The organism is Flammeovirga sp. MY04, from assembly GCF_001682195.2.
Taxonomy (GTDB): domain Bacteria; phylum Bacteroidota; class Bacteroidia; order Cytophagales; family Flammeovirgaceae; genus Flammeovirga; species Flammeovirga yaeyamensis.
In genome coordinates, this window is the sequence record NZ_CP003561.2 from 1,880,009 (window position 1) to 1,902,390 (window position 22,382).

Consider the following 22,382-nt stretch of genomic DNA (forward strand, 5'->3'; position numbering starts at 1 on the left):
TTTTAGTTTTTCTGAATAATTATTCGTGTCTAGAGAAGCCTGTTACCCCAATCGGGCCTGGAGCATCTATAATTTTATCTTTCGGTATCTCTGATGCTTCATTTTCAGGTATAGTAATTTTGAAATCACCAATTGGGCTGATCTTACCTGCTCCCAACCCTAAATGTTCTCCAAAACAATAGAACGGTTTGTCGTGTGGGATAATGATTGGTTTATCTAAATCGACTAAAATAAATCCATTTTCCTTTAGTTCTTCCAATTCTTTTACTTCTGCGATAATCACAACTTGTTTCTCGTAGGTTTCTACATCTTTACAGATATAAAAACTCACTTCATCTTTCGTTACATCAATTTCCTCGTCAAAATTCGTCATATCGACAATGACCTGTTTTACTCGGAAACCTGCAGTTTCCACAGGATCGGGTTGAGGACCTGGGTTCTCATCATTTGCTTTACTACAAGAGGTGAGCGTTGTGAAAAAGCTAATCATTACCATCACACATGCATAATAAACAGCTGTAATTCCAAATTTTTTCATTTGATTTTAATTTTAATTGAAGCCTACTTCTAGACTTCTGGTTTCAGTTAGAGATTAATTGAGATAAAGCGAGTAAGTATCAAGGTTATTAAATTCTTCGTCGCTTATCATGTTTTTAGAAACGCTATATTTTTATTTTGCGTTGCATTATAATACATATTTAACTCGCTTTAACTATATTAAGCGTTTCAATTAAATTGATAAGCAAAAAAATAACCTATCTAAAATTCATTTAGATAGGTTATTATCAGCTATGTATGTAATAAATATATTATTCTTCCTCTTCTGGTATCACATTAGAAACAACTGTATTGATGTTATCATAAAACTTGGTTTTTACTGTTTCAGATAATTGGTCACATATATCTATTAGTTTTTCTCCTTCTTCAGAAACTGCATAATCAAAAGCATCCTCATAGGTCCAACCATGACCATTCATCACTAATGCAAGTACTAATCTAGTGGTTTTCATTAATTTAGTATCTTCAAAACCACTTTCAAATTCTTTAGATTTAAATTGAAGAATGGTACTAATAAAGAGTAACTCATGATTCTCTGCTATACTTTTCTTGTTATGACGCATCATATTTCGATAAGTATCTAAAAGGTATTTGTTTGTTCTAATGCCTGTACTTGCATCTTTTAGCATCAAGTTGTTTCTTTTCTTCATCATCTTTTAATTATTTGCGTTGCAAAATAACACTTTCTTCTTACAATTTTATGTTTTTGCACAACAAAAAGGTTAACTTGATGACAAGTCAACCTCAAAATTAAATCAGAGAACAAATTTTCTCCGATTTACATATTATATAACAAAGGATGAGCTGTTTTTAGATTATTGTACCATAATCTTTTCCGTCACTTTCTGACTTCCAGAAGTAACTTCAACCATTAACATCCCTACACCAAAGTTCATAGGGATATTGGCAAAATTCTTTTGATACGTTTTTTCATGATAGACTCTACCGGACATATCAAAAACTTTTACGTTCATTGTTTCATAATTCGTGACAATATTCAAGTCCTCTTGGTATTTTACCGGGTTAGGGTACATCGTCACCTCACCTGTGTTTTGATCACCCATTTTGACAGCCACTGGACCATAATAAGAATAGTTGCCATCTAAATCGACTTGTTTTAACCTGTGATATACCACTTGATTGACTTCTCCAATTTTATCATCTAAGAAAGAATAGTCAATTTTCACCTGAGAATTTCCAGCAGATTTCACTTGAGAAATCTCTTTCCATTGTTTCTTATCAAACGATCTTTCAACGCCGAAATAATCGCTATTTTCTTCTGTTGCTGTTGCCCATTTTATTAGAATGTTGTTGTCTCTTTTTTCGGAGTTGATGTAGATCATTTCTACGGGCAGATCAATCTTATTATAACAACCTTTAGGATATTCTTTATTATTGTTTTCATATTTAATTCTAGCTGAAGTAGACTCAATACAAACAAAATCTTGATAATTGTCTTCTAATTCAATTGTTGTGTTTGTGAAATGAACTGAGTTATTAATCTTAAATTGTGATCCATTTTCGAAAAAGAACCTACTTTTTTTAATATTCACGGTCATATTATCATTTTCAGGTTTGATAATAATTGAAGCTCCATTTGTTACTCTGTAATTAACTTCTGATAGTTCTTTCACAATAATAGTATCCTCAAAAATTCTAATTTCATCAGGTAATTTATCTCCTGTTACTGTAAAAGATCCTATCTCCTCTTCAACTGATGAAGTACATGCAGAAACAAGCCCTATAAAAAGGGTGATTAAAGTAGCGTTGGTAAAGATTTTCATTAAATTATAGTAATTGATTAATAGTGAATGATATTTTGTTTAATATCTAACTGTAAAATTAGTAACAATGTTTCATTTAACTAAATAAATTGATTTTTGTTTGGTTAAAAAAATAAAAAAGGAAACGGTTAAAATAAATAGAAGTCTTTGAGTTCGTTTTTATTTCTGACTCATATTTATTAATTTAAATGTAATGCTATACGGAATTTTTCTATTACTCAACAAGTAGCTAAGTTTTTTAATTTTATTTTAAAGCCAACCAACACTAAAATAATTACAACATTAATAAACTGTTTCTATAGAATGATTCTATGACTTGTTATATGAACTATAAGTTATTGGACCATTTTCTTGAGGTCTATTATTCATCATTTTTTGAGATTTAGTTCATTTAGGGTCAAACCTTGATTATTAAATTTGTAGGGTGAGTTGACGACTTATCCATACACAACAGAACATTAGACAAGTAACCATGAATAATAACCCTATTGTATATAAATATTATTCCAAAGGAATAGAGTGTATAATAAATTACGACGACGGTATTTTAAATATTGAATTTCATCCCACTAATAAAGTATATTATTGGCTAATCAAGAGATTAAACACCCAGAAGAAAAATGGTATACATAGTGGTTATCTCAAATCATTTCTGCTGATATCAAAGAATCTTTGGAAAGAGCAGAACAACCTACTAATAGCTGCTGAGCAGGTCAATGTAATTGGCTTTGGAGTAGGAGGTGCTATAGCAAAATTATTCTGCTTGGAATATTTCAGAAGATATCATCAAACGTCCTCAATTGTAACTTATGATAGCCCTATCCCTTTTGATGACGCCAAGTTAGAGGAATTTAATAATTCGGTACATCATCAAAGACATTATATTTTTGGGTTGAATTTAGTCAATAATTTTAGATGGAGGTTAATCAAACAAATGTTTACTCCTAAACTTAAATTAAAAAGAAATCAGATGTAAAAATAGCTTCATTATCACTCTTGAAATGACAATGAAGCTACCCTTAACATCAAATACTAAAGTTTAAATATCTACTGAGCGATATCTACTTTTACCTTTATCTTCTTTACTCTTTCCTTATTAAGCCTTTTTGCCACTAAAGCAGCTTTCGATTTTTTTACAGCAATAAATGAGATAAAATCTTTCACCTCGATGAGGCCAATATCATTTTTATCTAAATTCCCTTTTTTGATAAATAATCCAACAAGGTCAATTTTATTGATTTTATTTTTCTTGCCTGCAGACACATAGATCGTTTCCCATTGTGTAGGAGCTGGCTTAGGAGCATCTTGAGGGATATCAAAATGACGAGGATATGTATTTACATATTCAGGTATTTCATCATCATCTGCTAAGAGCATATAGGCGTTACCCGTTTCATTCATTCGGGCTGTTCTTCCGTTTCTATGAATAAATGCATCTTCCTTCGGAGGTAATTGATAATGAATCACATGCTGAATCATTGGAATATCTAGTCCTCTAGCTGCAAGATCTGTAGTGATTAAGATCAAGGAGGTATCGTTTCTGAATTTTACCAATGCACGTTCTCTATCAATTTGTTCCATTCCGCCATGAAACATTTGATGCTCTAATTCCTCTTCTTTAAAGAAAGCTGAAATACGTTCTACAGCCGCTCGGTGATTACAAAAGATAATCATCCTTTCTGCTTTAAGATGATAGATTAACTTTAATAACTGAGTCAGCTTTTCTTTACTCTTTACTTCAGTTTGTAAAACCGTTAAAGGCTTCGGGATTTGAGCAGTTAAGTGATTTAACTTTTGAGGTTGGTTCAGCCTTAAAAATTCAGGGTATTCCGATAAATCAGTTGCGGAAGTCAACATCTTATATTCTATACTTCTTAAACTAGAATAGATGTATTCCATATCTTTTAAGAAGCCAAACTCTAATGCTTTATCGAACTCGTCGAAAACAATACTCTCAACAGTACTGTAATCGAAAGTTTCTTCTTCGATATGGGACGCTATTCTACCAGGAGTCCCCACAAGTACTTGAGGTGGCTGACTTAAATTCTTTTGTTCTATTTGGAAGGCGTGTCCACCATAGCAACAGTTAATTTTGAATTTCGAACCAATCGATTTAAAAACTTTTTCTATTTGTAACGCCAGTTCTCTCGAAGGTACTAAGATTAATGCTTGTACTCCTTCAACGTTTGGATTGATTTTATTTAAAATAGGCAAAAGATATCCTAAGGTCTTTCCGGTACCTGTTGGAGCCAATAATATCAATTCATTATGAGATTTGGCTTTCTCCATACTCTCCACCTGAATCTTATTGAACTCAGAAATCCCTAGGTTCTTCTTTATATTGTCTAATGTGATATTTTCCATAGTATGTATTTTCGGGCAAGCTAATATAAAAAACGTAATCCCCTATTGTTAATTGTAATTATCTGTTAAGTGGGTTGAATAAAGTTAAACAAACTAATCTTTTGTACTTCAATTAGGTATAAATAACTATAAAAAAAGTGTGTGTACCTAAAGAAATAAGAAAATGAAAATGCGTACTGATTCAAGTTTATGGTTTTTAGATAGCTGTGATAACGATCAAATTGAAACATTATATAAGATATTAACTACAGAAATAAACGGTGAATATAGATTACGCGAAAGATTAAGTAATTCATTAGAAGCTCAGATTTATGGTAACGATTATTATAAATACAGCGATAGAATTGCTTTAGAATTACAGTACCAAGCCAATGAAGGTGTTGGTGATTTTCTTAGAATGAATCAGAAAGATTATAGAGATATACTTATTGATATTGTGATACAATTAAATATCCCGATTATGGGAATTGAAAATGTGGAACAATTAGAGGAAGAATTAATTTTAACCTTAAATGATAGAGTTTTAGGTATTGAAAATGCTGGTATTTATTCCATGCCATTTGATATGCTTATTGAAGAAGCGTTCACAGAAGAAATTGAAAGATCAATTGTATATAGATCAATTATACCTGCTGTTGTTTATATCAGTTTGTTAAGATTAGGTCAGTTAGGAAACCATGATGATATCGATAAAATTAAAGCAAAAAAATAGACAATTTGCTTTTTGGAAAAAATAAACCAAAGTACAATTTCCGTACTTTAATATACACTACTGTATTCTACAATGATTACAAGTTGGAAAATTTCAACAAATAGTTGGAATTTCTTACGTATTAAAATATATTAGTGTTGGGTAAAGAATCAATGATATGAAAACATATCATTAAGAAAGAACACTCCCCCTAGCGAAATTCGTTTAGGGGGTTTTATTTTGTAATACATTTATTGTTCAATTTTAAGGAGGTAATCTATCTTTTCGAATTGCTCAAAATATTCTAAGATGACAGCTGCTCCTGCTCTACTCAAATCGTCTACCAATTCAATATGAATATCTGCTGTTTCACCGTCTACTTCAATGTAAGTATTGTCGAAAAATTCTGATGGAAAAGCAGTGTGAGTCACTTTAAAAATATTGTGCTCAAAAATATGTTCGATAATGTAAGCAATACCAAAATAGGCATATTCAGAATCATCTACATCTGCATTCCTCAACAAAACATCAATTTGTCTTTGTAAGGCATCGGCCTCCTCTTTTTCATGTTTGAGGGCTAAAAATACATCCCAACAATCGTGAAGCGAGAAAGAAATAATAATACCTACATGCTTATTATTTAATATATTTTTAAAGTTTTCCATCGTTTATCATATCATCTAAATACATAATTTTTAAAATACAGTCGCAACAATCTCATACATTAAAGATATTTATTTATATCTTATGATTAATATTAATTTCGTAAACCTTTTTAAAACCTCATGGTTAGTTTAAAGACTCCTAACTTAACAACTAATACTATGAAATTAAACATCAAAGTCCTCTTCATCTTATTATTTAGCTTTCAATTTTCTTTTGCTCAAGAATGGACTACTGAAAAAACAGAAAACGGTAGCATTACTGTGAAAAGTAGAGTGATTAGCCAAGAAAAAAATGGTAAAAAATCACAGGTTGTCGAATACGAAGCCACCACAATTACAGATGTGAAAATTGAAAATTTATTGGCGGTGCTAAAAGATGCTTCTAAACATAAATTCTTTTCGGAGGATACTGAGGAAAGTAAAAAATTAAAAGATCTACCTAACGGTGAATGGTTGGTATACTACTTTGTAGACGCTCCTTTTCCAATGCCCAATAATGATTTGATTGTAAAGATGAAGGAGATAAATAATAATGGCATCATTTCTTTGATTGGTGAAGCTGCACCATCTCTTTACAAAATGGAAAATGTAAAAAGAATGACTTACTATAATATATCCTATCACTTAAGAGATTTGGAAAATGGGCAATCTGAATTAAAAACAACTGTAAGCATGACCCCCGTGGCTAAAGCTCCTGACTTTTTGGTGAGAACTTGGCTTCCTGATGGTCCTTCTGATATAGTAAAGAACATAATAATTGAAGCAAAAAAATTACAACTTGATTAAAATCAATCCCAATTTAATGAGCTCATAAATACATTCATATAATTGTTAATCAGACAAATATCAATTCCCAAAAACTAATCAAATGATTAATTTTTTTATAAAACCTATTTTTTAATTGCATTTAAAATAATCGTTTCTTTTATTTGCCTATCGGTTTTGTAGAGTAATGGTTTGTTGCCTACAAAATTTCTATATTGTTTTATTAATCAACAGTCATAAACTATTTCAAGAAATGAGCGATTACAAATTTGAAACTTTACAGCTTCATGCTGGTCAAGAGGTAGACCCAACAACTAATTCAAGAGCCGTTCCATTATATCAAACGACATCTTATGTATTTAATAATGCAGAACATGCAGCCAATTTATTTGGATTAAAGGAGTTCGGAAACATTTATACTCGTTTGATGAATCCTACAACGGATGTTTTTGAAAAAAGAGTAGCCGCTTTAGAAGGTGGTGTTGCAGCTGTAGCTACAGCTTCTGGACAGTCCGCTCAGTTTTTGGCAATAACTAACTTATTGGAAGCAGGTGAAAATTTTGTGTCCTCATCTTTCCTTTATGGCGGTACTTATAATCAGTTTAAGGTTCAATTTAAACGTTTAGGTATTGAAGCAAGATTTGCTGAGGGTGACACAGCTGAAGCATTTGCAGCTAAAATAGATGAAAAAACTAAGGCGATTTATTTGGAGACGATTGGCAACCCTGAGTTAAGTATTCTTGACTTCGAAAAAATTGCTGATGTAGCAAAAGCACATAAAATTCCAGTGATCGTTGATAATACATTTGGTGCAGGTGGTTATGTTTTCCAACCTTTAAAACATGGGGCGAATATCGTAACAGCTTCTGCCACAAAATGGATTGGCGGACATGGTACATCTATTGGTGGTATTATCGTAGACGGTGGTAACTTCGATTGGGGTAATGGTAATTTCCCTATTTTCACTGAGCCATCAGAAGGATATCATGGATTAAAATTCTGGGAAGTATTTGGTGAAGGAAACCCATTAGGACTTCCAAATATTGCTTTTGCAATCAGAGCAAGAGTAGAAGGTTTAAGAGATTACGGTCCTGCCATTTCTCCATTCAACTCTTTCCAATTGATACAAGGTTTAGAGACACTATCACTTAGAATGGAAAGAATTTGTGATAATGCTCTCAAATTAGCTTCTCATTTAGAGCAACATGAATTAGTGGATAAAGTGAATTACCCTGGTTTGACATCAAGTAAATACCATGAGACCGCTAAAAAATACTTTAAAAGAGGTTTCGGAGGTGTGTTCACATTTGAAGTGAAAGGTGGATATGAAGCAGCCAAGACTTTCGTTTCAAAACTTCAATTGGTAAGTCACCTTGCCAACGTAGGTGATGCGAAAACATTAGCCATTCATCCGTCTTCGACAACTCACGAACAATTAAGTAAAGAAGAGCAAATTGCTAGTGGGGTAACAGAAGGTATGGTACGTATCTCTACTGGTTTTGAGCATATCGACGATATTATCGGTGATATTGAACAAGCTTTGGCAAAGACGGCAACAACTGTAGTTTAAGGTAAGCTTTTAATATATACAAAAGGTGGTCTGTAGGAACGTTGTATAAAACGTTCTTACAGACCACCTTTTTTAATGAGTTCTTCTATGTATATTATTTTTCTTTCACATCAAAGATTTCATTCAAGAATGAAAGCACTGTCGAATAGAATAAACTAAAAACAAAGGCCAACCCAAAGGAATCTACATGAAACCCTGAAAAGACATGCCCTGCCAAATAGAAGATAATTCCATTAATCACTAGAAGAAAGAGACCTAGTGTCAATACCGTTAAAGGTAATGTAATAAGGGTAATCAGAGGTTTTATAAATGCATTTAATAAACCAATGATTAGCGCTGCAATCACCGCATCACCATATCCTGTAATAATGGTAGCTGCTCCAAATGCTTCTAAAATCCATGCACATACCAAAATTGCGATACCTGCTACTAATGTTCTAACAATAAATGCTTTCATTATTTTACTTTTTTAGCTCGAATTTCCTCAAAATAAAAATCATGATTCGGAACTTCGAATGTGATTCCTGTTACTCGATTTTGATTATCAGTAGTGAAATTTACAGTACCTAAAGTAAACCAAGGACTTGTATTTTTCCACTTCAATTCAAATGTATTATAATGCCAATGTGCTAAATCTGCATTCAAGAAACTCTGATGCTCAAATGTCAAACTTAGTTGGTCATTCACTAATTCAACTTTAATATCGCCATTTAATTTGGAATGATAAACACCTTCGAAGTTTTTCAAATCTAAAGTGGGCTTTGTTCCCTCCACTTTACTTTCCCTCATTTTCTCTACTCTATCGTCTTTTACAAATCGTTTATTTGATGACTCCAAGTAAAGTTTACTATAATCTTTTACTTCTTTCATTCCCAACATCACATCAATGGCATAGTTGGATGCAGCAGAAATAGGCGATTTTAATCCATTCGTTAATACAATCACTCCCAATTGTTGATCAGGGATCATATTGACCATTGTGATCATACCATCATATCCACCAGAGTGAGAAACTCTCAGATTACCATGATAGTCCTTTACACCCCATCCTAAACCATAACCAGAAAAGTGAGTTTCCATATGTGATTTTGTCAAGTCCGATGTGTAAGGGTTTTGTATCTTCCACAATTGGTTTCTTGATGAAGCCGAAATCAGAGTATCTCCATTGATGATTCCATTTTTCATGTTAAAATCCAACCATTTTGCTAAATCCTCAACAGATGAAATCAAACCACCTGTTGCGGCAATTTCTTCCCAATTTGTCCATTCAATTGGAATGTTCTTGGTATTATTTTCTAAACGGTGAGGAGTAGCATAGTTCCCCTTCTTGTCTAAGTTTTTTAAAGAATAAATCGTTCTATCCATTCCCAAAGGATCCAATATTCTTTCTTGTACATTTTCTCCCCAAGTCTTGCCCGTCACTTCTTTGATTAACTGACCAGCGGTAATAAACATAAGGTTAGAGTATCCGAATCCATCTCTTAGTTCAAAACTTTGAGGAACATATTTTATTCTTTTAATGATTTCTTCAGACGTATAATCTGATTGGTACCACATAATATCCCCAGAAAAAGTACCTAAACCTACTCTATGAGATAAGATGTCTTTTACCGTAATCAATTGGGTGATCATAGGATCGTAGACGGCAAAATAAGGTAAGTGATCCACCACTTTATCCTCCCAATTCAGTTTACCTTCGTCCACCAATTGAGAGATCATTGTCGCAGTAAACCCCTTTGATATACTTGCAATAGCATATAAAGTTTCCTTATCTGGAGTTTCTTCTTTACCGATTTCTTTCGTTCCGTATCCTTTACTGAAAATTAATTGTCCGTCTTTAACGATACCCACCGACATAGAAGGCACTTCCCAATCTTGAATAATTTGAGAAAAATAGGCATCGATTTTCTTTACTTCTTTCTTGTAAGTTTGTCCGAAAAGTTGAAAATGGCACAGAAGTAATAATAGACTGTAATAGTATTTTTTATTCATTTTGTTAATATGTGTATGATGAGTTTTTCCTTCCAACAAATAGAAGTAAACTACAACTCAAAATATATGATAATGTGAAAATAATTAAAGTTTAGAGATCTTCCTTAATTCCTATCAAATAAATATCTGAATTAAATATGTATTAAAAAGGTATGTCTTCTTCTTTAAAAAATTGAGGGAAGTCGTTCTTTGTCTTCAATAATTTGATTTCGCATTCAAACGTTTTAGAATTCAAATCTTTCGCTTTACAATAAGTAATTAAACCCTCCTCTCCATTATCGATCACTAACATGTTTCCTTGATTGATATGCGATTTCTGAGCACTTTGTACTGGTAAAATAACCCCCAAAGTTCGGTTTAATCTACAAAAGTAAGAAAGTACAAAACGGGTATCATCTGATGCTGCATCTTGCACTAAGATGACTCTATTTGATAAACAGCCTACTAATTTAGAACCTTCTATATAACGGTATTCATCATAGGTAATTCCAGGTACAAATGGAGAGATAACACATCTATTTTGTTGATGATGTATATCGTCTAATGGCTCGTATTTGGTGTCTAGACCAGCTGAAACCACACCAATAAAAGTCCCATCAAATTCTTTTAATACTTCTACAGTCACCCCCCTTTGTTGATTCAAAACAAGGGTAATTTCTTCTTCGGTACAGTATGTTCCAATCCTTTGACTTACAATTTGTCCGTGAGCATCAGGCTTTGTTGTACCGATAATACCAACTGTATACTCATTCAATAATTTGTAGTTTCCTACTGTAAAGAGCACCGACCATAAATTATGATTATTCTTTACCGATGCTGGAAAATCTTCATCTAAAAAATTAAGGATATGAATATTATAGTTAGTACACTTTTTTTCGATAGCTTTTGCCTTTTCAATTGCAGAGTTTATTTCATCAGAGGTCACTTTTAGTATTCTATTTGTTTTTTCTAATACATAGGTGATGCCCTCAAAGACTGAAGTTGTTTCGTTTACAGCCTCCAATAATTCCTTTTCATATCGAAATAAAAATTTATGGCTATACCCTTTGATGTTCAAAAAAGACAGAATAATACTATTTAAATGATTCATAAAATTGGATTATTGTAAATCAATATTTAACAATTTGTTCACAAATACATATAAATATTTGTTTTTTAAAAGCTTTTCATATTATATTGCAGTGGGTAAAGAATCATAGGTTAGTCACCTATCAAAAAATTAACTAGTTGAATCCATATGATTCAGCTAAAAGCATCTTGATTTTCAGGATGCTTTTATTTTTTTCCAAACTCTACAATTTCGCCTTCTTTTACAAATTCCAATTTTTCAAAAAGTCTTACAGAATCATCTGAAGCATGTGCTACAACATTGTTCACTCCCAAAGCTTGAGCAGTATAAAGGGCATGCTGAATAAGCTGAAAACCTATACCTTGTTTTCTATTTTCCTTTAAAACAGATAGATTGTAGATTCCTGCAGTTGTTGGTTGATCTGGTTCTATGAATAACTCAATTACACCAACAGTCGCTTCACCATCAAAATAATTAAACATTAGACTATTATTCTGATCTAAAAGAAACTCTGAGGCTCTGTTATAGTAGTGTAGGACTTCTACATCAAAAGGATCCCAATTATTGGCAATTACAAAAGCATGATCGATAATATCTTGCTTCTGTTTTGTTCTACTAATCTTTGACGATGGCTTATATTCAGTAGTCTCCTTAATATCTAATGAAAGCATTACACTGCTGTCATTTCTTACCATATCTAGTGTATCAAAAACCTCTAATCCTTTATCTGTAATATCAGCACCGTCTATCCAAACACAAGGGACTCTTAATCGATTATCAATAAATGACAATCCCTCTTTTAAAGATTCTGCTGTAAAATTCTTATCTTCAATATGTATTATATTGAATGTATCACTTTTGAAACCACTATCAATGTAAGTCAAAGAATCACCTTCTAAAACCCTCATTAAAGAATGATGTTGAGGGATGAAGTTTGCATGTTTTTTGAAATTTAAGTTTACTTTATTCATATCTTAATCGCAGGTAAAAGGGTAAGTCACACTGGTTTGAGGATTATCTTGATTCCTCTCCCAATCTTTAATTTCTTTTTCAAGTTCTCTTTTTATAATCGGATTATCCTCGTAATTTATCAATGAACGTCTATGACTCTGCTTTAAATAATCACGTATCCAAGCATTAACAGAAGAATCATTATTTACTACCTCCAAGGATGTTTCATTACTAATTCTTTTATCGTTTATACTAATGTCGTAATTCCAATTGTCATTCAACATCAGCACTTGTTTGATAAACTCAAATGATGGATTTGTTTTGAATCTCAACCTACGATAACCTTCCCCTTTAGGAGAGTTCAACTCTTCAAAATCTACTTTATATCTTCTTATAAAAGGCACCTGAAATGTATTTATATCTATTTCTAAAGAAAATGGTTTCTCATAGTGGTGATGTACCGGTTCTGGAGGCATAACACCCACAAAACTTTTTAATATAATATCCATCTGATGATTCATCTTCTCAATAAAATATTCATAGGCCCGAAGATACTTCGCTTTATCTTTAAATACCGAAACATTGGCCACAAATTGATTCGATTTTATAATAGTTTTAATATTGTTTAGATTAACTACTGCTAAATCGTTATACCTTATTTGTTCAGTAACTCGATTTGAATCGTCAACTCGAATACCTATCAGATACATATAGCTGTATAAATTCTACCTCAACCTTATGGGAATAATTTTTTCGTGTTTTATTTCGCCAAAATCAGATTGATGTTCAATTTCGATAATCTTCTTATCATCTATACTAATAAGAATATAATCAAACCAATCCAGCCAATTTTGAATAGAATTCTTAGAATGGGTTAATTCGAAATCAATATTCTTTAAATATAAATCTGGATTCTCCGTTAAACGGGTCTTTTTTTCTAGATTCATCTTTAGATTTTTCAATCTAAAAACTTCGATAATAGTATTGATTTTCTCTTGTTCCACCTCTAATTGGTAACCAATATATACTCCTTTGTCTGCTTCAATAAGAATATCTTTTTTTCTTCTCTGCACAAAACCATCAAACTTTTCAGATTGTTGGGCATACTCTTCGTTGTTTAGAAAGATTTTTTTTGAAGTTAGGCCATACTCTTTTTCTAACTTCTCAACATATCTTGAAAACATCTTATACAATGCTTCTTTAGAAGAATAGACGTAATCAGAATTTTCTTGATACCCTTTTACTAAATACTTTAAATCAACATACAGAACTTGATAATGTGAATCGTGTATTAACTTTTGTAGAAACTGGATAAAGTTCATAATAAACTAGCAATAATAAATTTATACGACAAAAGTAATATTTCAATATTGGTATACCAAAATAAAAAACGATAACAAAAGTTATATTAACTAGCTGCATTACAATGTTTTGTAAATAATTTTTAATAATAAATGAAATCCTGAATTTGTCTTCTAATCATTCCATAAATTTGTATTTAAGGAACAAAACCAAAAAAGATTTTGTGACTATTTTTCTTTACCCAACTATTATTGTTTTTAAGCCTGATTGGTAAAAAAATAACCCTACCGATATCGGTAGGGTTTCTTTTTTATTTTGAATGATGATGATGTTGACCATGTTCACAACATCCTAACTCCTTAGGTAAGGAGACGTTGGGTTTAGTGTTATGAGACATATCTGGTGTTTCAGATTTTTTATAAGTGAATTGACCATCCATCAACGTTGCTTCTACTTTAATATCAGCGATATCTCTTAACCCTACCTCAAAAATATTATCTTCTAAGATTACTAGGTCAGCATATTTGCCTACTTCAATCGATCCAATTTTATCTTCCATTCTTGCTTGCCATGCGGGGTAAATTGTAATGGCTTTTATCGCTTCTACCACTTGCATTGGTACTTGAGAAGGAGGAAATGCTACCGATTCCTCGTTTTGTGGATCTTGTAAAGTCACTGCTCCCTCTACGCTAAATAATGGATCTAAAAGATTTACCGGCGATGATGGAATGTCTGCACTAACACTTAAATTATGTCCTTCGTGAACAGGTAACTCTGTGTACTTCATATAGTAGTTGTTTACTCTATATTCACCCATAAATTTATAGGCATCTTTGGCTTGACCTCCCCAATCCGATCCAAATAAAGGAGTTGTATTCACAGGAATCTTCATATCCAATACTCTTTGATGATCATCCGGATGAGTCCAGAAATAATGTTGTAAGACATTTCTATTCTTATTTCCTTCTGCTCTTGAAGCTTCTATGGCATCTATAGTATAACGTGTTGTTGCAGTACCGTCTACATGTACATGTACATCTAAACCTTTTCTATTCGATTTTAAATGGATTTCCATCAATTTATCTTTTCCTACTCCAGATACACCTTTTGAGTCTATGTTACTAAAGTTTTCAAGCATCAATGAAGTATTCGAGTTCCAATTGCCTTCAGGATGAATTTTAATACCATGTAAACGAAGTTTATCCGAATCATATTTATTCTTCAACTCTACTGCATCAGCAACAAAATCATCTACATCAATATTAGAATTCTTGTAAACGTAATTTTGAAACGTTCTTAGCTTTAATTCTCCTTTCTTATCTAATGAATCCAACAATTCGAAAGAATATCTCATGTCTTCTTTAAATAAAGGAAAGTTCATAAGGTTTGGCGTAATTAACCCTTGATTAATCACCGAAGTCAAACCACAAGAAGCTGCTTTATTGTAAAGAATTTCTTGGCTTTCTTTCATCATTTTTTCAGGGTTCCAAGCACCCGCTTTAATAAAAGCGTCTAACCAAATAATTTCCACTCCAACACCTTCTGGAGAACCGTCAGGATTTCTTCTCCAATAAGACATGCCAGGTACTGTATCTTCTGTATCTTTTGTAACACCCCCAGCTTTTAAGCCTTTTGTGTTAAACCACATATCGTGAATAGTAAAGTCGAAAATCATTGCAGGACGATCTGATACTACTGAATCTAATTCCTTAGCTGTTGGCCACCCACCGTATGCATCTTTGTTCCAACCATAACCAAATACAATAGGTTCGTCAGGATTTTGCTCTGCATACTCTTTGATCATTCTTAGATAATCTTCTTTGTTTTTGGCTTCGAATAAAGACACCCCTGCCTTCATCCAGTTCGAAGAGATTAAATGATCGTGGCCACTTACAAAACCCGGCAACATCATTTTACCTTTTAGGTCGATCACCTCCGTTTCATTATCAATAAAGTCCTTAACTGACGCTGAAGTCCCAACAAATAAAATTTTATTTTCTTTAATAGCTACTGCTTCAGCCCATGGCTGATCATCGTTTACTGTATAAATTTTTCCATTTAAAAATACTTTATCAGCTATTTCTTTTTGCTGATGAATAAATGAGAATAGAAATATGACTCCCGATATCAAAGAGAGAATACTGAAACTTTTTAAGATAGATTTTTTTTTCATTTTCAAGAGTTTTTTGTGTTCACTCTATAAAGGGCAAAGAAGAAATGGAAACCCTATCTCTGAATCAAAAAAAAATAAATTTACCTTATAAACTTGTTTGTCAGTCAGTTAAAATATAAATATTTTATAAAAAAACAATAACATTTTACTGATTATCAATTAATTGTTCTCATTTCAAATCCGGACATGGTGTGCTACATTTGTGGTATAGATAGAAAAAGTCGATTATAAATAGTTACCAGTGTGTGGGTAAACTATGTTGTTTGTCAGATTATCCAAATAAGACATTGTACTCACAATGCTTTATTTTTTATTATTTACAAAACATAACCAATAAAAACAATGATTGCTAAAGTCAAATATCATCTCAAGGATTATCGTGGCATTATATCAATTGTTTGTAAAGTGACAGACACTAAACAAACTATTTTACGTAAAGCCCGTGCCTTTTTAAGACGTTCTGGACATGAAGTTGGAAGTATCCAAAGTCTGGAAATTCAAAGTCGTGCTTGATGTTTCTAATCAAGCATTATCATTATTTATTAAAAGAAAAGAGGCCGTTAAAAGCCTCTTTTTTTATTCATACACTCCCATCAAATTCTTTAGTTCATTTTCTTTGACAATTACATTCGATTTTGCCTTCAAAATGAGTGTGGTTGTTTCTAGTACTTTCTCTTGGGTGTCGGCATAATCTTTAAAGCTGATTAGGCCATTTTCGAAAGCATCTCCTTTAATTTTTATTTCTCTTTGTCGGAACTCCATAGCTTTTTGAGCAGTTTGAAGTACCGTTAAAGCATTTTTTAATTCCTGAAGTTTTGTGGTTATCTCTTGATTGGCTTCTCGTTTGGTTTCATCCATCTTCACTTTTGCTTGTTGCACTTGAAGTTTAGAGATTTCTACATTTCTTTGTTTATATCCCCACATCACCAATGGCCAAGTCAAAGTAGCCCCAACAAACACATTTGACTGAGGCACCAAAGGTACATTGGCAAAATGGAACCCTTGAGCGGTTAGCGTAATATCTGGAATATGTGATTTCTTATTGTAATTTAACCCGGCTTGTGCTTTGTCCATCATCAAAGACGATTCTTTCACTTTGTAGTTGTCGACAATTAGAGTACTATCAAAAGTGACTCTTGCAATTAGATCTGCCACTTCAGTGGAGTCGTATTTCACATCCATCACACTCCAAACAGAATCTTGAGGGAAATTAAGCACCGTATTGAGCTGCATTCTATATTTATCTCCATCGATTTTTGCTTGTTGTTGTTTCGACTCATGATCCAACAAGTCTGCATTCAGCCCTAAAACATATACATCCAGAACTTCTCCTGCTTCTACTCCATCGTTCACCTGTTTTAGCTTTTTACGAATCAGTTCAACCTGATCGTTGTAAGCATTCACCTTGGCCTCTTCAATTGCAATTCCAACATATAATTTGGATACTCCTTCCCTAATTTTACTTTCCACCTCTCCGTACTTATTCATTACAATATTATAATCGACTTGCTTTACATCGCTACCCGATTTAATCTTTAATAATTGGGTGATGGGCTGATAAATACCCAAATTGGCTACACCAATAAAACGGTTACTTTCCGGAAGAGTGAATTGCGTTCCCAAATCAATTGGTGGTATACCTCCAATTAATGGCAAATCATTGATACTAATATTTACATCAGTGGTTCTTTCTGTATGATAGTACCAAAACACACCGCCATCCAACATCACTTTTGGTAAATAGTTGGAAGTAACTTGATCTACTTCTAATTTCTTCTTCTGTGCCTCAATCGTAATCAACTGCAATTGTTGATTATTTTCTTTTGCGATATTCACACATTCATCCAAAGATATAGTTGATTGTGCATTTACATCAATCATAGGTAGACAGCACAATAAAATCAATAATGCCCCACCTTTATTGATGTGATTTTTTAGAAATTCAGTTTCACCGTATTTCCAATACAGAACAGGAATGGTTAGTAAAGTCATAAACATCGAAAATATTAATCCTACTGCAAGTACTGTTGCCAAAGGAGCCCACATTGGAGATCCAGAAATAATCATAGGAGTTACCCCAATTGCAGCTGCCATAGTTGTTAAGAAAATAGGTCTAATTCTACGTTTACCGGCACTTCTTGCTGCTTCTTTTATTCCCATCCCTTCTTTCACTACCAATTCATTGGCAAAGTCCACAAGAATAATGGAGTTCCTCACGGATACACCAATTAAACTTGCCAAACCGACAAAGGCTGTGAATCCAAAAGGATATCCTGAAACCAATAAGCCGAAGAACGCTCCAAAGACTGACAATGGAATGGCAGCAAGTACAATACCTACCTGATTTAGCGTTTTAAATTGGAAAAGAATCACTATAAAAATGATCAATAAACAATACACCATCACTTGGTTCATCTCTGCGAAGGTCTCTCTTTGAGATTCATCCTCACCGCCTACTTCAACTTTATAACCTTTTGGTAATGGATATTCATCAATGTGTGTCTGTATTGTTTTCAACATCTCAGAAGGTAACACATCGCTTTTTGTTTGTGATTCAACTGTAATGGTTTTTACGCCATTTCTATGTTTGATATTTGAAGGCAACCAAGTAGGTTCTATCTCTGCAATCTGCATTAATGGCACGCTAGCACCTGATAATGGACTACTGATATAATAGTTCTTTATGGCTTCTATATCTTGATTTTTAATCCCTTCATCTTGTAATATAATGGGTAATGGAGTGTTCCCCTCCCATATGCTTCCTACCGTTAATCCATTATATGCCAAAGCCAATTCCCTAAGAATTGTCGATTCAGAAATACCTAACTGATTGGCCACATTCTTATTTGTATTTACTTTTAAACTCAGTTGATTTTCATAAACATCGGTTGTTACATTATACGACAATTCTGAGTCTCTCATGATACTGTCCATATCAGTAGCAATAGCCAATAATGTAGCATAATCTCTCCCTTTGATTCTGATTTCAACAGGTGCCTCATAAGGAGATCCTTGTTGCATCTTCTTCACCTGTACCAATACCTCTGGAAATTTATCAGGTAGTGCGTTTTCTAATTCAGAAACCCACTCTTCTGTGGCTTCAATTGATACTGTATTAATTAGTATCTGAGATAAATTACTTTGAGGAAATTGAGGTGCGTAATTATAATAAAATCTCGGTGAAGAAGTGCCCACGAAAGCCGCATAACTATTCAATTTATCGTTTCCTTGAATCTCCTTTTCAATCTCTTTTGTGATACTATCAGTTACTGCTAAAGCGGTTCCTTCTTTTGCTCTTATTTCAATGACAAACTGATTCCTTTCTGCATAAGGGAACTGTTTCTGCTTTAATAATAGATAAAGTGATCCTCCAATAATTACGGAAACTACAGAAAATACCATCAACAATCTTGGGTATTTAAACGATAAATCTATGCTTTTATCAAAAAACGCCTGAAGATAATCCAACATGGATTTTTTATCGTCGGCTTTCTTTTCAAATTTCTTTTTGATGAATGTATAGCAGAGGTAAGGCGTCAACATCATTGCCACTAAATAACTGGCATTAATGGCAATTGCCACAGTGATAGGCAAGGACTGAATAAATTCGCCCACAGCACCTGATAATGTGATTAATGGAAAAAACGAACCTGCGATAGTTAGACCTGCTGTAAATACCGGAATTTTTAGTTCGTCCGCTGACTTCCATGCCGCATCATATGCTGGCAAACCTTCTTCTAGTTTCTCTACGTAATTATCTGCAATCACAATGGCATCGTCTACTAACATACCAAGGACCACGATCAATGAGGCCAATGATACTTGTTGAAGCTGTATGCCTATACCATCTAAAATACCGAAAGTAAATGCCACCGTTACAGGAATGGCTAAAGTGGCGATTAATGCAACTCTAAATGGAAGCAATAATAGTATGACTATGATTACTGAAACAATGGCAATAAAAAACTCTCTGATAAAGTCGTTGATACTGTCTTTAACGTTTTCCGGCTGATTGACTACAAAATCAATTTTCACATCACTTGGTAGACCCGTTTCAAAATCAGCAACCATGGTTTCAACTTCCTCTCCAAAATCTACAATGTTATAACCATTTTGCATCTCCAATGAAATCAGAATAGATTCAGTACCGTTGACACGAATTTTTTGCTTCTCTTCCTTTATCCCTCTTTCTACTGTTGCAATATCCTTTACACGAATCACTCCACCATTTGGATCTTTAGCAATCACTTGGTTTTCTATATCTGCTTGTGTCGAGAATAAACTTCCGTGTACAATACCTATATTCTGACCATCAGCTTTTACTTGTCCACCAGGAACCACGGCATTTTCAGCCCTTAGTGCTGCAAATATTTGAGGGGTATATATTTTATATTGACTTAGCTTTCTAAAATCAACATTGATATAGTAACACTCTTCTTTTCCTCCCAACTTTTTAAGCTTTGATAGGGATGGTATTTCTCTTAATCGATCACCTAATTGATCAACATAATTCTGTATTTCTCTAGCATCCCTTTTGTCCGACTGGAAAGACATTAATAAGGCGACTGTATCCCCAAAATCAGATTGTACAAAAGGTCCAATTACTCCTGCAGGAAGCTCAGCTAATCGAAGTTGAGTTAAAGAGTGTTGTAGTTTAGACCAAAAGATATCTGCATTGGTAACATAATCCTGAAGCTCTACGACAATATAAAGCACCCCTTCTCTAGAATTACTATGGGTCTTTTCTTTGTTTACTTCTTCAAAACTAAATAACAGGTCCTCAATTTTATCGGTGACTTGTTGTTCTACATCAGTGCTACTTGCTCCAGGAAATGCAGCTACCACTAAACCTTCTCTGATATTAAACTTTGGATCTTCTCTTCTTGGCATTGTTTGCAATGAGAAGACCCCGTACATCACAATTAGAAATGTGATGGTAAGGATAATCTGTTTATTATCTAATGCGCTTTTTACAATCGACATATCTTTCTGTTGGTGTAATTAATAGTTTAAAGCATCTCCATCCATCAATTTTAATGGAGGGTTGGTAACTAACAAGTCGCCTTCGAATAGTCCCTTGGTTATTTCAACATGGTTTCCAGAGATCTTGCCAGTAATAATTCTTTTCTTAAAGGCCGTTTTGTTTCTAGCTAAAAACACATAATCTAATCCATCGATATCTCTTACGACTAAAGACATTGGAATTTCGATTTGATCCCTTTGTACCGTTTCGGTTAATTCCACTGTACACATCATTCCTTCTCTTAACTGTTCATTTACTTCGGGTAAAAGAATGTCTACCGTAAATGACCTTGTCAGCTTAGATGCTGACGGATACACTTTATTAATCTCACCTGTATATTCCTTATCTGCTATTTTCACATCTACTTTTCCAGAAAGTTTTATCAAATTAATTTTGTTTTCCGGAACGCCTACCGATGCATAAAGCGATGTATTATCCAACAAACTTACTATTGGTTCTCCTTTAGAAATTCCTCCACCTGGGCGTGCCCAAATTTTTCCTACTTTTCCAGAAATAGATGAATATAAGGTAGTGTATTTCAGTTTATTCTTATAGATATTATACCCTGCCTCGGCTTGTTGCTGTAAAGAAACTATTTTCTGATAATCGGCCTCAGCTAAACTTCCTGCCTTATACATTTTAGTTAAACGTGATAACTGATCGTTGGCCTCATCTAATTTTGCTTTCGACACTTTTAAAGCTTCTTGATAATCTTCTGTGTCTAATTGAGCGATTTTCTGACCTTTTTTGATATTCTGTCCTTCTTTAACATACAATCGGGTCAATTTTCCATCGACTAAAAAAGATAATTGATGGTTTCCCTCTGCTTTTAACTCGCCCAACAATTCAAGAACTATGGGTTTAGTTTTGGAGGCAACTTTTTCAACTTTAACAGCATACTCTTTAGGAGCTTTTTTTTGTGTGGCTTCCTGAGTGCAAGAAAATAGGATGCTTAATAATATAATGGGAGAAAATAGTAATTTACTTTTCATAAAAATCAGATAATTTTTGATTGATATAAGTTACAGTTATTAGTTATTTTAAAAAAGCATTACATAACTTTTTTTAAGAGAATATCAGGATTGATGCCAATAAATGCTAAATGTATGATACAAAAAAATAACCCCACATAATGTGCGAGGTTACTTTAATCATCTTAAATACTATTTAAAACTAAAACTATTACAACTAGTTTGTTAATTCTTGAGTATGAAACAACTTAATATTTTAAAACTGTCTTTTTTTTCAAGTACAAATATGGGAATAAAAAAATGATAAATGAATAATTATTCACTTATTAACAATAATAAAAACACAACTTATTGATTGTGTTTAAAATAAAATAAAACACTTATAAAAACAGTAGAGCCAAAATATGACTTTGGCTCTACTTTCATCTACTTTATTCTTTATTTTATTGAGCAGTAAGTTCGTTAGTCTTGTTGTTAAACTTTAATGTAAACAAATAAGGGTAT

The 22,382-nt window shown here is 33.0% G+C and carries 19 protein-coding genes; 5 read left to right on the forward strand and 14 right to left on the reverse strand.

The window, feature by feature from the left end; translation table 11 throughout:
• Positions 1-19: 19 nt before the first annotated feature.
• The 3 genes from MY04_RS26660 to MY04_RS26670 all read right to left on the reverse strand — a co-directional run bounded on the left by MY04_RS26660 (position 20) and on the right by MY04_RS26670 (position 2,342).
• Positions 20-538 carry a hypothetical protein gene (locus MY04_RS26660; RefSeq protein ID WP_066216108.1) on the reverse strand — a complete coding sequence of 173 codons (519 nt, stop codon included), beginning with the start codon at positions 536-538 and terminating at the stop codon, positions 20-22.
• A gap of 271 nt (positions 539-809) precedes the next feature.
• Positions 810-1,211 (reverse strand): hypothetical protein, encoded by a 402-nt coding sequence (locus MY04_RS26665; protein WP_066216110.1) that lies wholly within the window; start codon positions 1,209-1,211, stop codon positions 810-812.
• A 162-nt stretch (positions 1,212-1,373) separates the two neighbouring features.
• Complete coding sequence (locus tag MY04_RS26670; RefSeq protein ID WP_066216112.1) at positions 1,374-2,342, reverse strand: T9SS type A sorting domain-containing protein; 969 nt, start codon at positions 2,340-2,342, stop codon at positions 1,374-1,376.
• Between the two features lie 472 nt (positions 2,343-2,814).
• Between MY04_RS26670 and MY04_RS26675 the strand changes: the two genes are divergently transcribed.
• Positions 2,815-3,318 carry a lipase family protein gene (locus MY04_RS26675; protein WP_066216114.1) on the forward strand — a complete coding sequence of 168 codons (504 nt, stop codon included), beginning with the start codon at positions 2,815-2,817 and terminating at the stop codon, positions 3,316-3,318.
• A 71-nt stretch (positions 3,319-3,389) separates the two neighbouring features.
• On the opposite strand, the gene MY04_RS26680 is transcribed toward MY04_RS26675, so the two are convergent.
• On the reverse strand, positions 3,390-4,706 hold the full coding sequence (locus tag MY04_RS26680; RefSeq protein ID WP_084006160.1) for a DEAD/DEAH box helicase: 1,317 nt from the start codon (positions 4,704-4,706) through the stop codon (positions 3,390-3,392).
• A gap of 163 nt (positions 4,707-4,869) precedes the next feature.
• Between MY04_RS26680 and MY04_RS26685 the strand changes: the two genes are divergently transcribed.
• Positions 4,870-5,418: a hypothetical protein gene (locus MY04_RS26685; RefSeq protein WP_066216117.1), complete on the forward strand. Its 549-nt coding sequence runs from the start codon at positions 4,870-4,872 to the stop codon at positions 5,416-5,418.
• 230 nt (positions 5,419-5,648) lie between these two features.
• Here the strand turns inward: MY04_RS26685 and MY04_RS26690 are convergent, their stop codons facing one another.
• Complete coding sequence (locus tag MY04_RS26690; protein WP_066216120.1) at positions 5,649-6,062, reverse strand: hypothetical protein; 414 nt, start codon at positions 6,060-6,062, stop codon at positions 5,649-5,651.
• A 159-nt stretch (positions 6,063-6,221) separates the two neighbouring features.
• Between MY04_RS26690 and MY04_RS26695 the strand changes: the two genes are divergently transcribed.
• Positions 6,222-6,848 carry a hypothetical protein gene (locus MY04_RS26695; protein ID WP_066216123.1) on the forward strand — a complete coding sequence of 209 codons (627 nt, stop codon included), beginning with the start codon at positions 6,222-6,224 and terminating at the stop codon, positions 6,846-6,848.
• Positions 6,849-7,080: 232 nt separating this feature from the next.
• Positions 7,081-8,397 (forward strand): O-acetylhomoserine aminocarboxypropyltransferase/cysteine synthase family protein, encoded by a 1,317-nt coding sequence (locus MY04_RS26700; RefSeq protein ID WP_066216126.1) that lies wholly within the window; start codon positions 7,081-7,083, stop codon positions 8,395-8,397.
• A gap of 94 nt (positions 8,398-8,491) precedes the next feature.
• Here the strand turns inward: MY04_RS26700 and MY04_RS26705 are convergent, their stop codons facing one another.
• The 7 genes from MY04_RS26705 to MY04_RS26735 form a co-directional block, all read right to left on the reverse strand.
• Entirely contained in the window at positions 8,492-8,854 is a 363-nt protein-coding gene (locus MY04_RS26705; RefSeq protein ID WP_066216129.1) for a phage holin family protein, read from the reverse strand.
• Positions 8,854-10,389 carry a serine hydrolase gene (locus MY04_RS26710; RefSeq protein WP_066216131.1) on the reverse strand — a complete coding sequence of 512 codons (1,536 nt, stop codon included), beginning with the start codon at positions 10,387-10,389 and terminating at the stop codon, positions 8,854-8,856. The genes MY04_RS26705 and MY04_RS26710 overlap by 1 nt, the downstream gene beginning before the upstream one ends.
• Before the next feature lie 142 nt (positions 10,390-10,531).
• The gene (locus MY04_RS26715) at positions 10,532-11,479 is read right to left on the reverse strand and encodes a DNA-processing protein DprA (protein ID WP_066216135.1); all 948 of its coding nucleotides are present in this window, start codon (positions 11,477-11,479) and stop codon (positions 10,532-10,534) included.
• Between the two features lie 185 nt (positions 11,480-11,664).
• The gene (locus MY04_RS26720; RefSeq protein ID WP_066216137.1) at positions 11,665-12,429 is read right to left on the reverse strand and encodes a GNAT family N-acetyltransferase; all 765 of its coding nucleotides are present in this window, start codon (positions 12,427-12,429) and stop codon (positions 11,665-11,667) included.
• Between the two features lie 3 nt (positions 12,430-12,432).
• The gene (locus MY04_RS26725; RefSeq protein ID WP_066216139.1) at positions 12,433-13,119 is read right to left on the reverse strand and encodes a hypothetical protein; all 687 of its coding nucleotides are present in this window, start codon (positions 13,117-13,119) and stop codon (positions 12,433-12,435) included.
• 15 nt (positions 13,120-13,134) lie between these two features.
• Complete coding sequence (locus MY04_RS26730; RefSeq protein ID WP_066216142.1) at positions 13,135-13,731, reverse strand: hypothetical protein; 597 nt, start codon at positions 13,729-13,731, stop codon at positions 13,135-13,137.
• Positions 13,732-14,021: 290 nt separating this feature from the next.
• The gene (locus tag MY04_RS26735; RefSeq protein WP_066216144.1) at positions 14,022-15,884 is read right to left on the reverse strand and encodes an amidohydrolase; all 1,863 of its coding nucleotides are present in this window, start codon (positions 15,882-15,884) and stop codon (positions 14,022-14,024) included.
• Between the two features lie 342 nt (positions 15,885-16,226).
• On the opposite strand from MY04_RS26735, the gene MY04_RS26740 reads away from it, so the two are divergent.
• A complete protein-coding gene (locus tag MY04_RS26740; RefSeq protein WP_158297940.1) occupies positions 16,227-16,397 on the forward strand; it encodes a hypothetical protein in 171 nt (56 codons plus the stop codon).
• Between the two features lie 63 nt (positions 16,398-16,460).
• Here the strand turns inward: MY04_RS26740 and MY04_RS26745 are convergent, their stop codons facing one another.
• Together MY04_RS26745 and MY04_RS26750 are read right to left on the reverse strand one after the other, a co-directional pair.
• Positions 16,461-20,867, reverse strand: a complete 4,407-nt coding sequence (locus MY04_RS26745) for an efflux RND transporter permease subunit (RefSeq protein ID WP_066216145.1) — start codon at positions 20,865-20,867, stop codon at positions 16,461-16,463.
• A gap of 18 nt (positions 20,868-20,885) precedes the next feature.
• Complete coding sequence (locus MY04_RS26750; RefSeq protein WP_066216147.1) at positions 20,886-21,899, reverse strand: efflux RND transporter periplasmic adaptor subunit; 1,014 nt, start codon at positions 21,897-21,899, stop codon at positions 20,886-20,888.
• Positions 21,900-22,382: the final 483 nt, after the last annotated feature.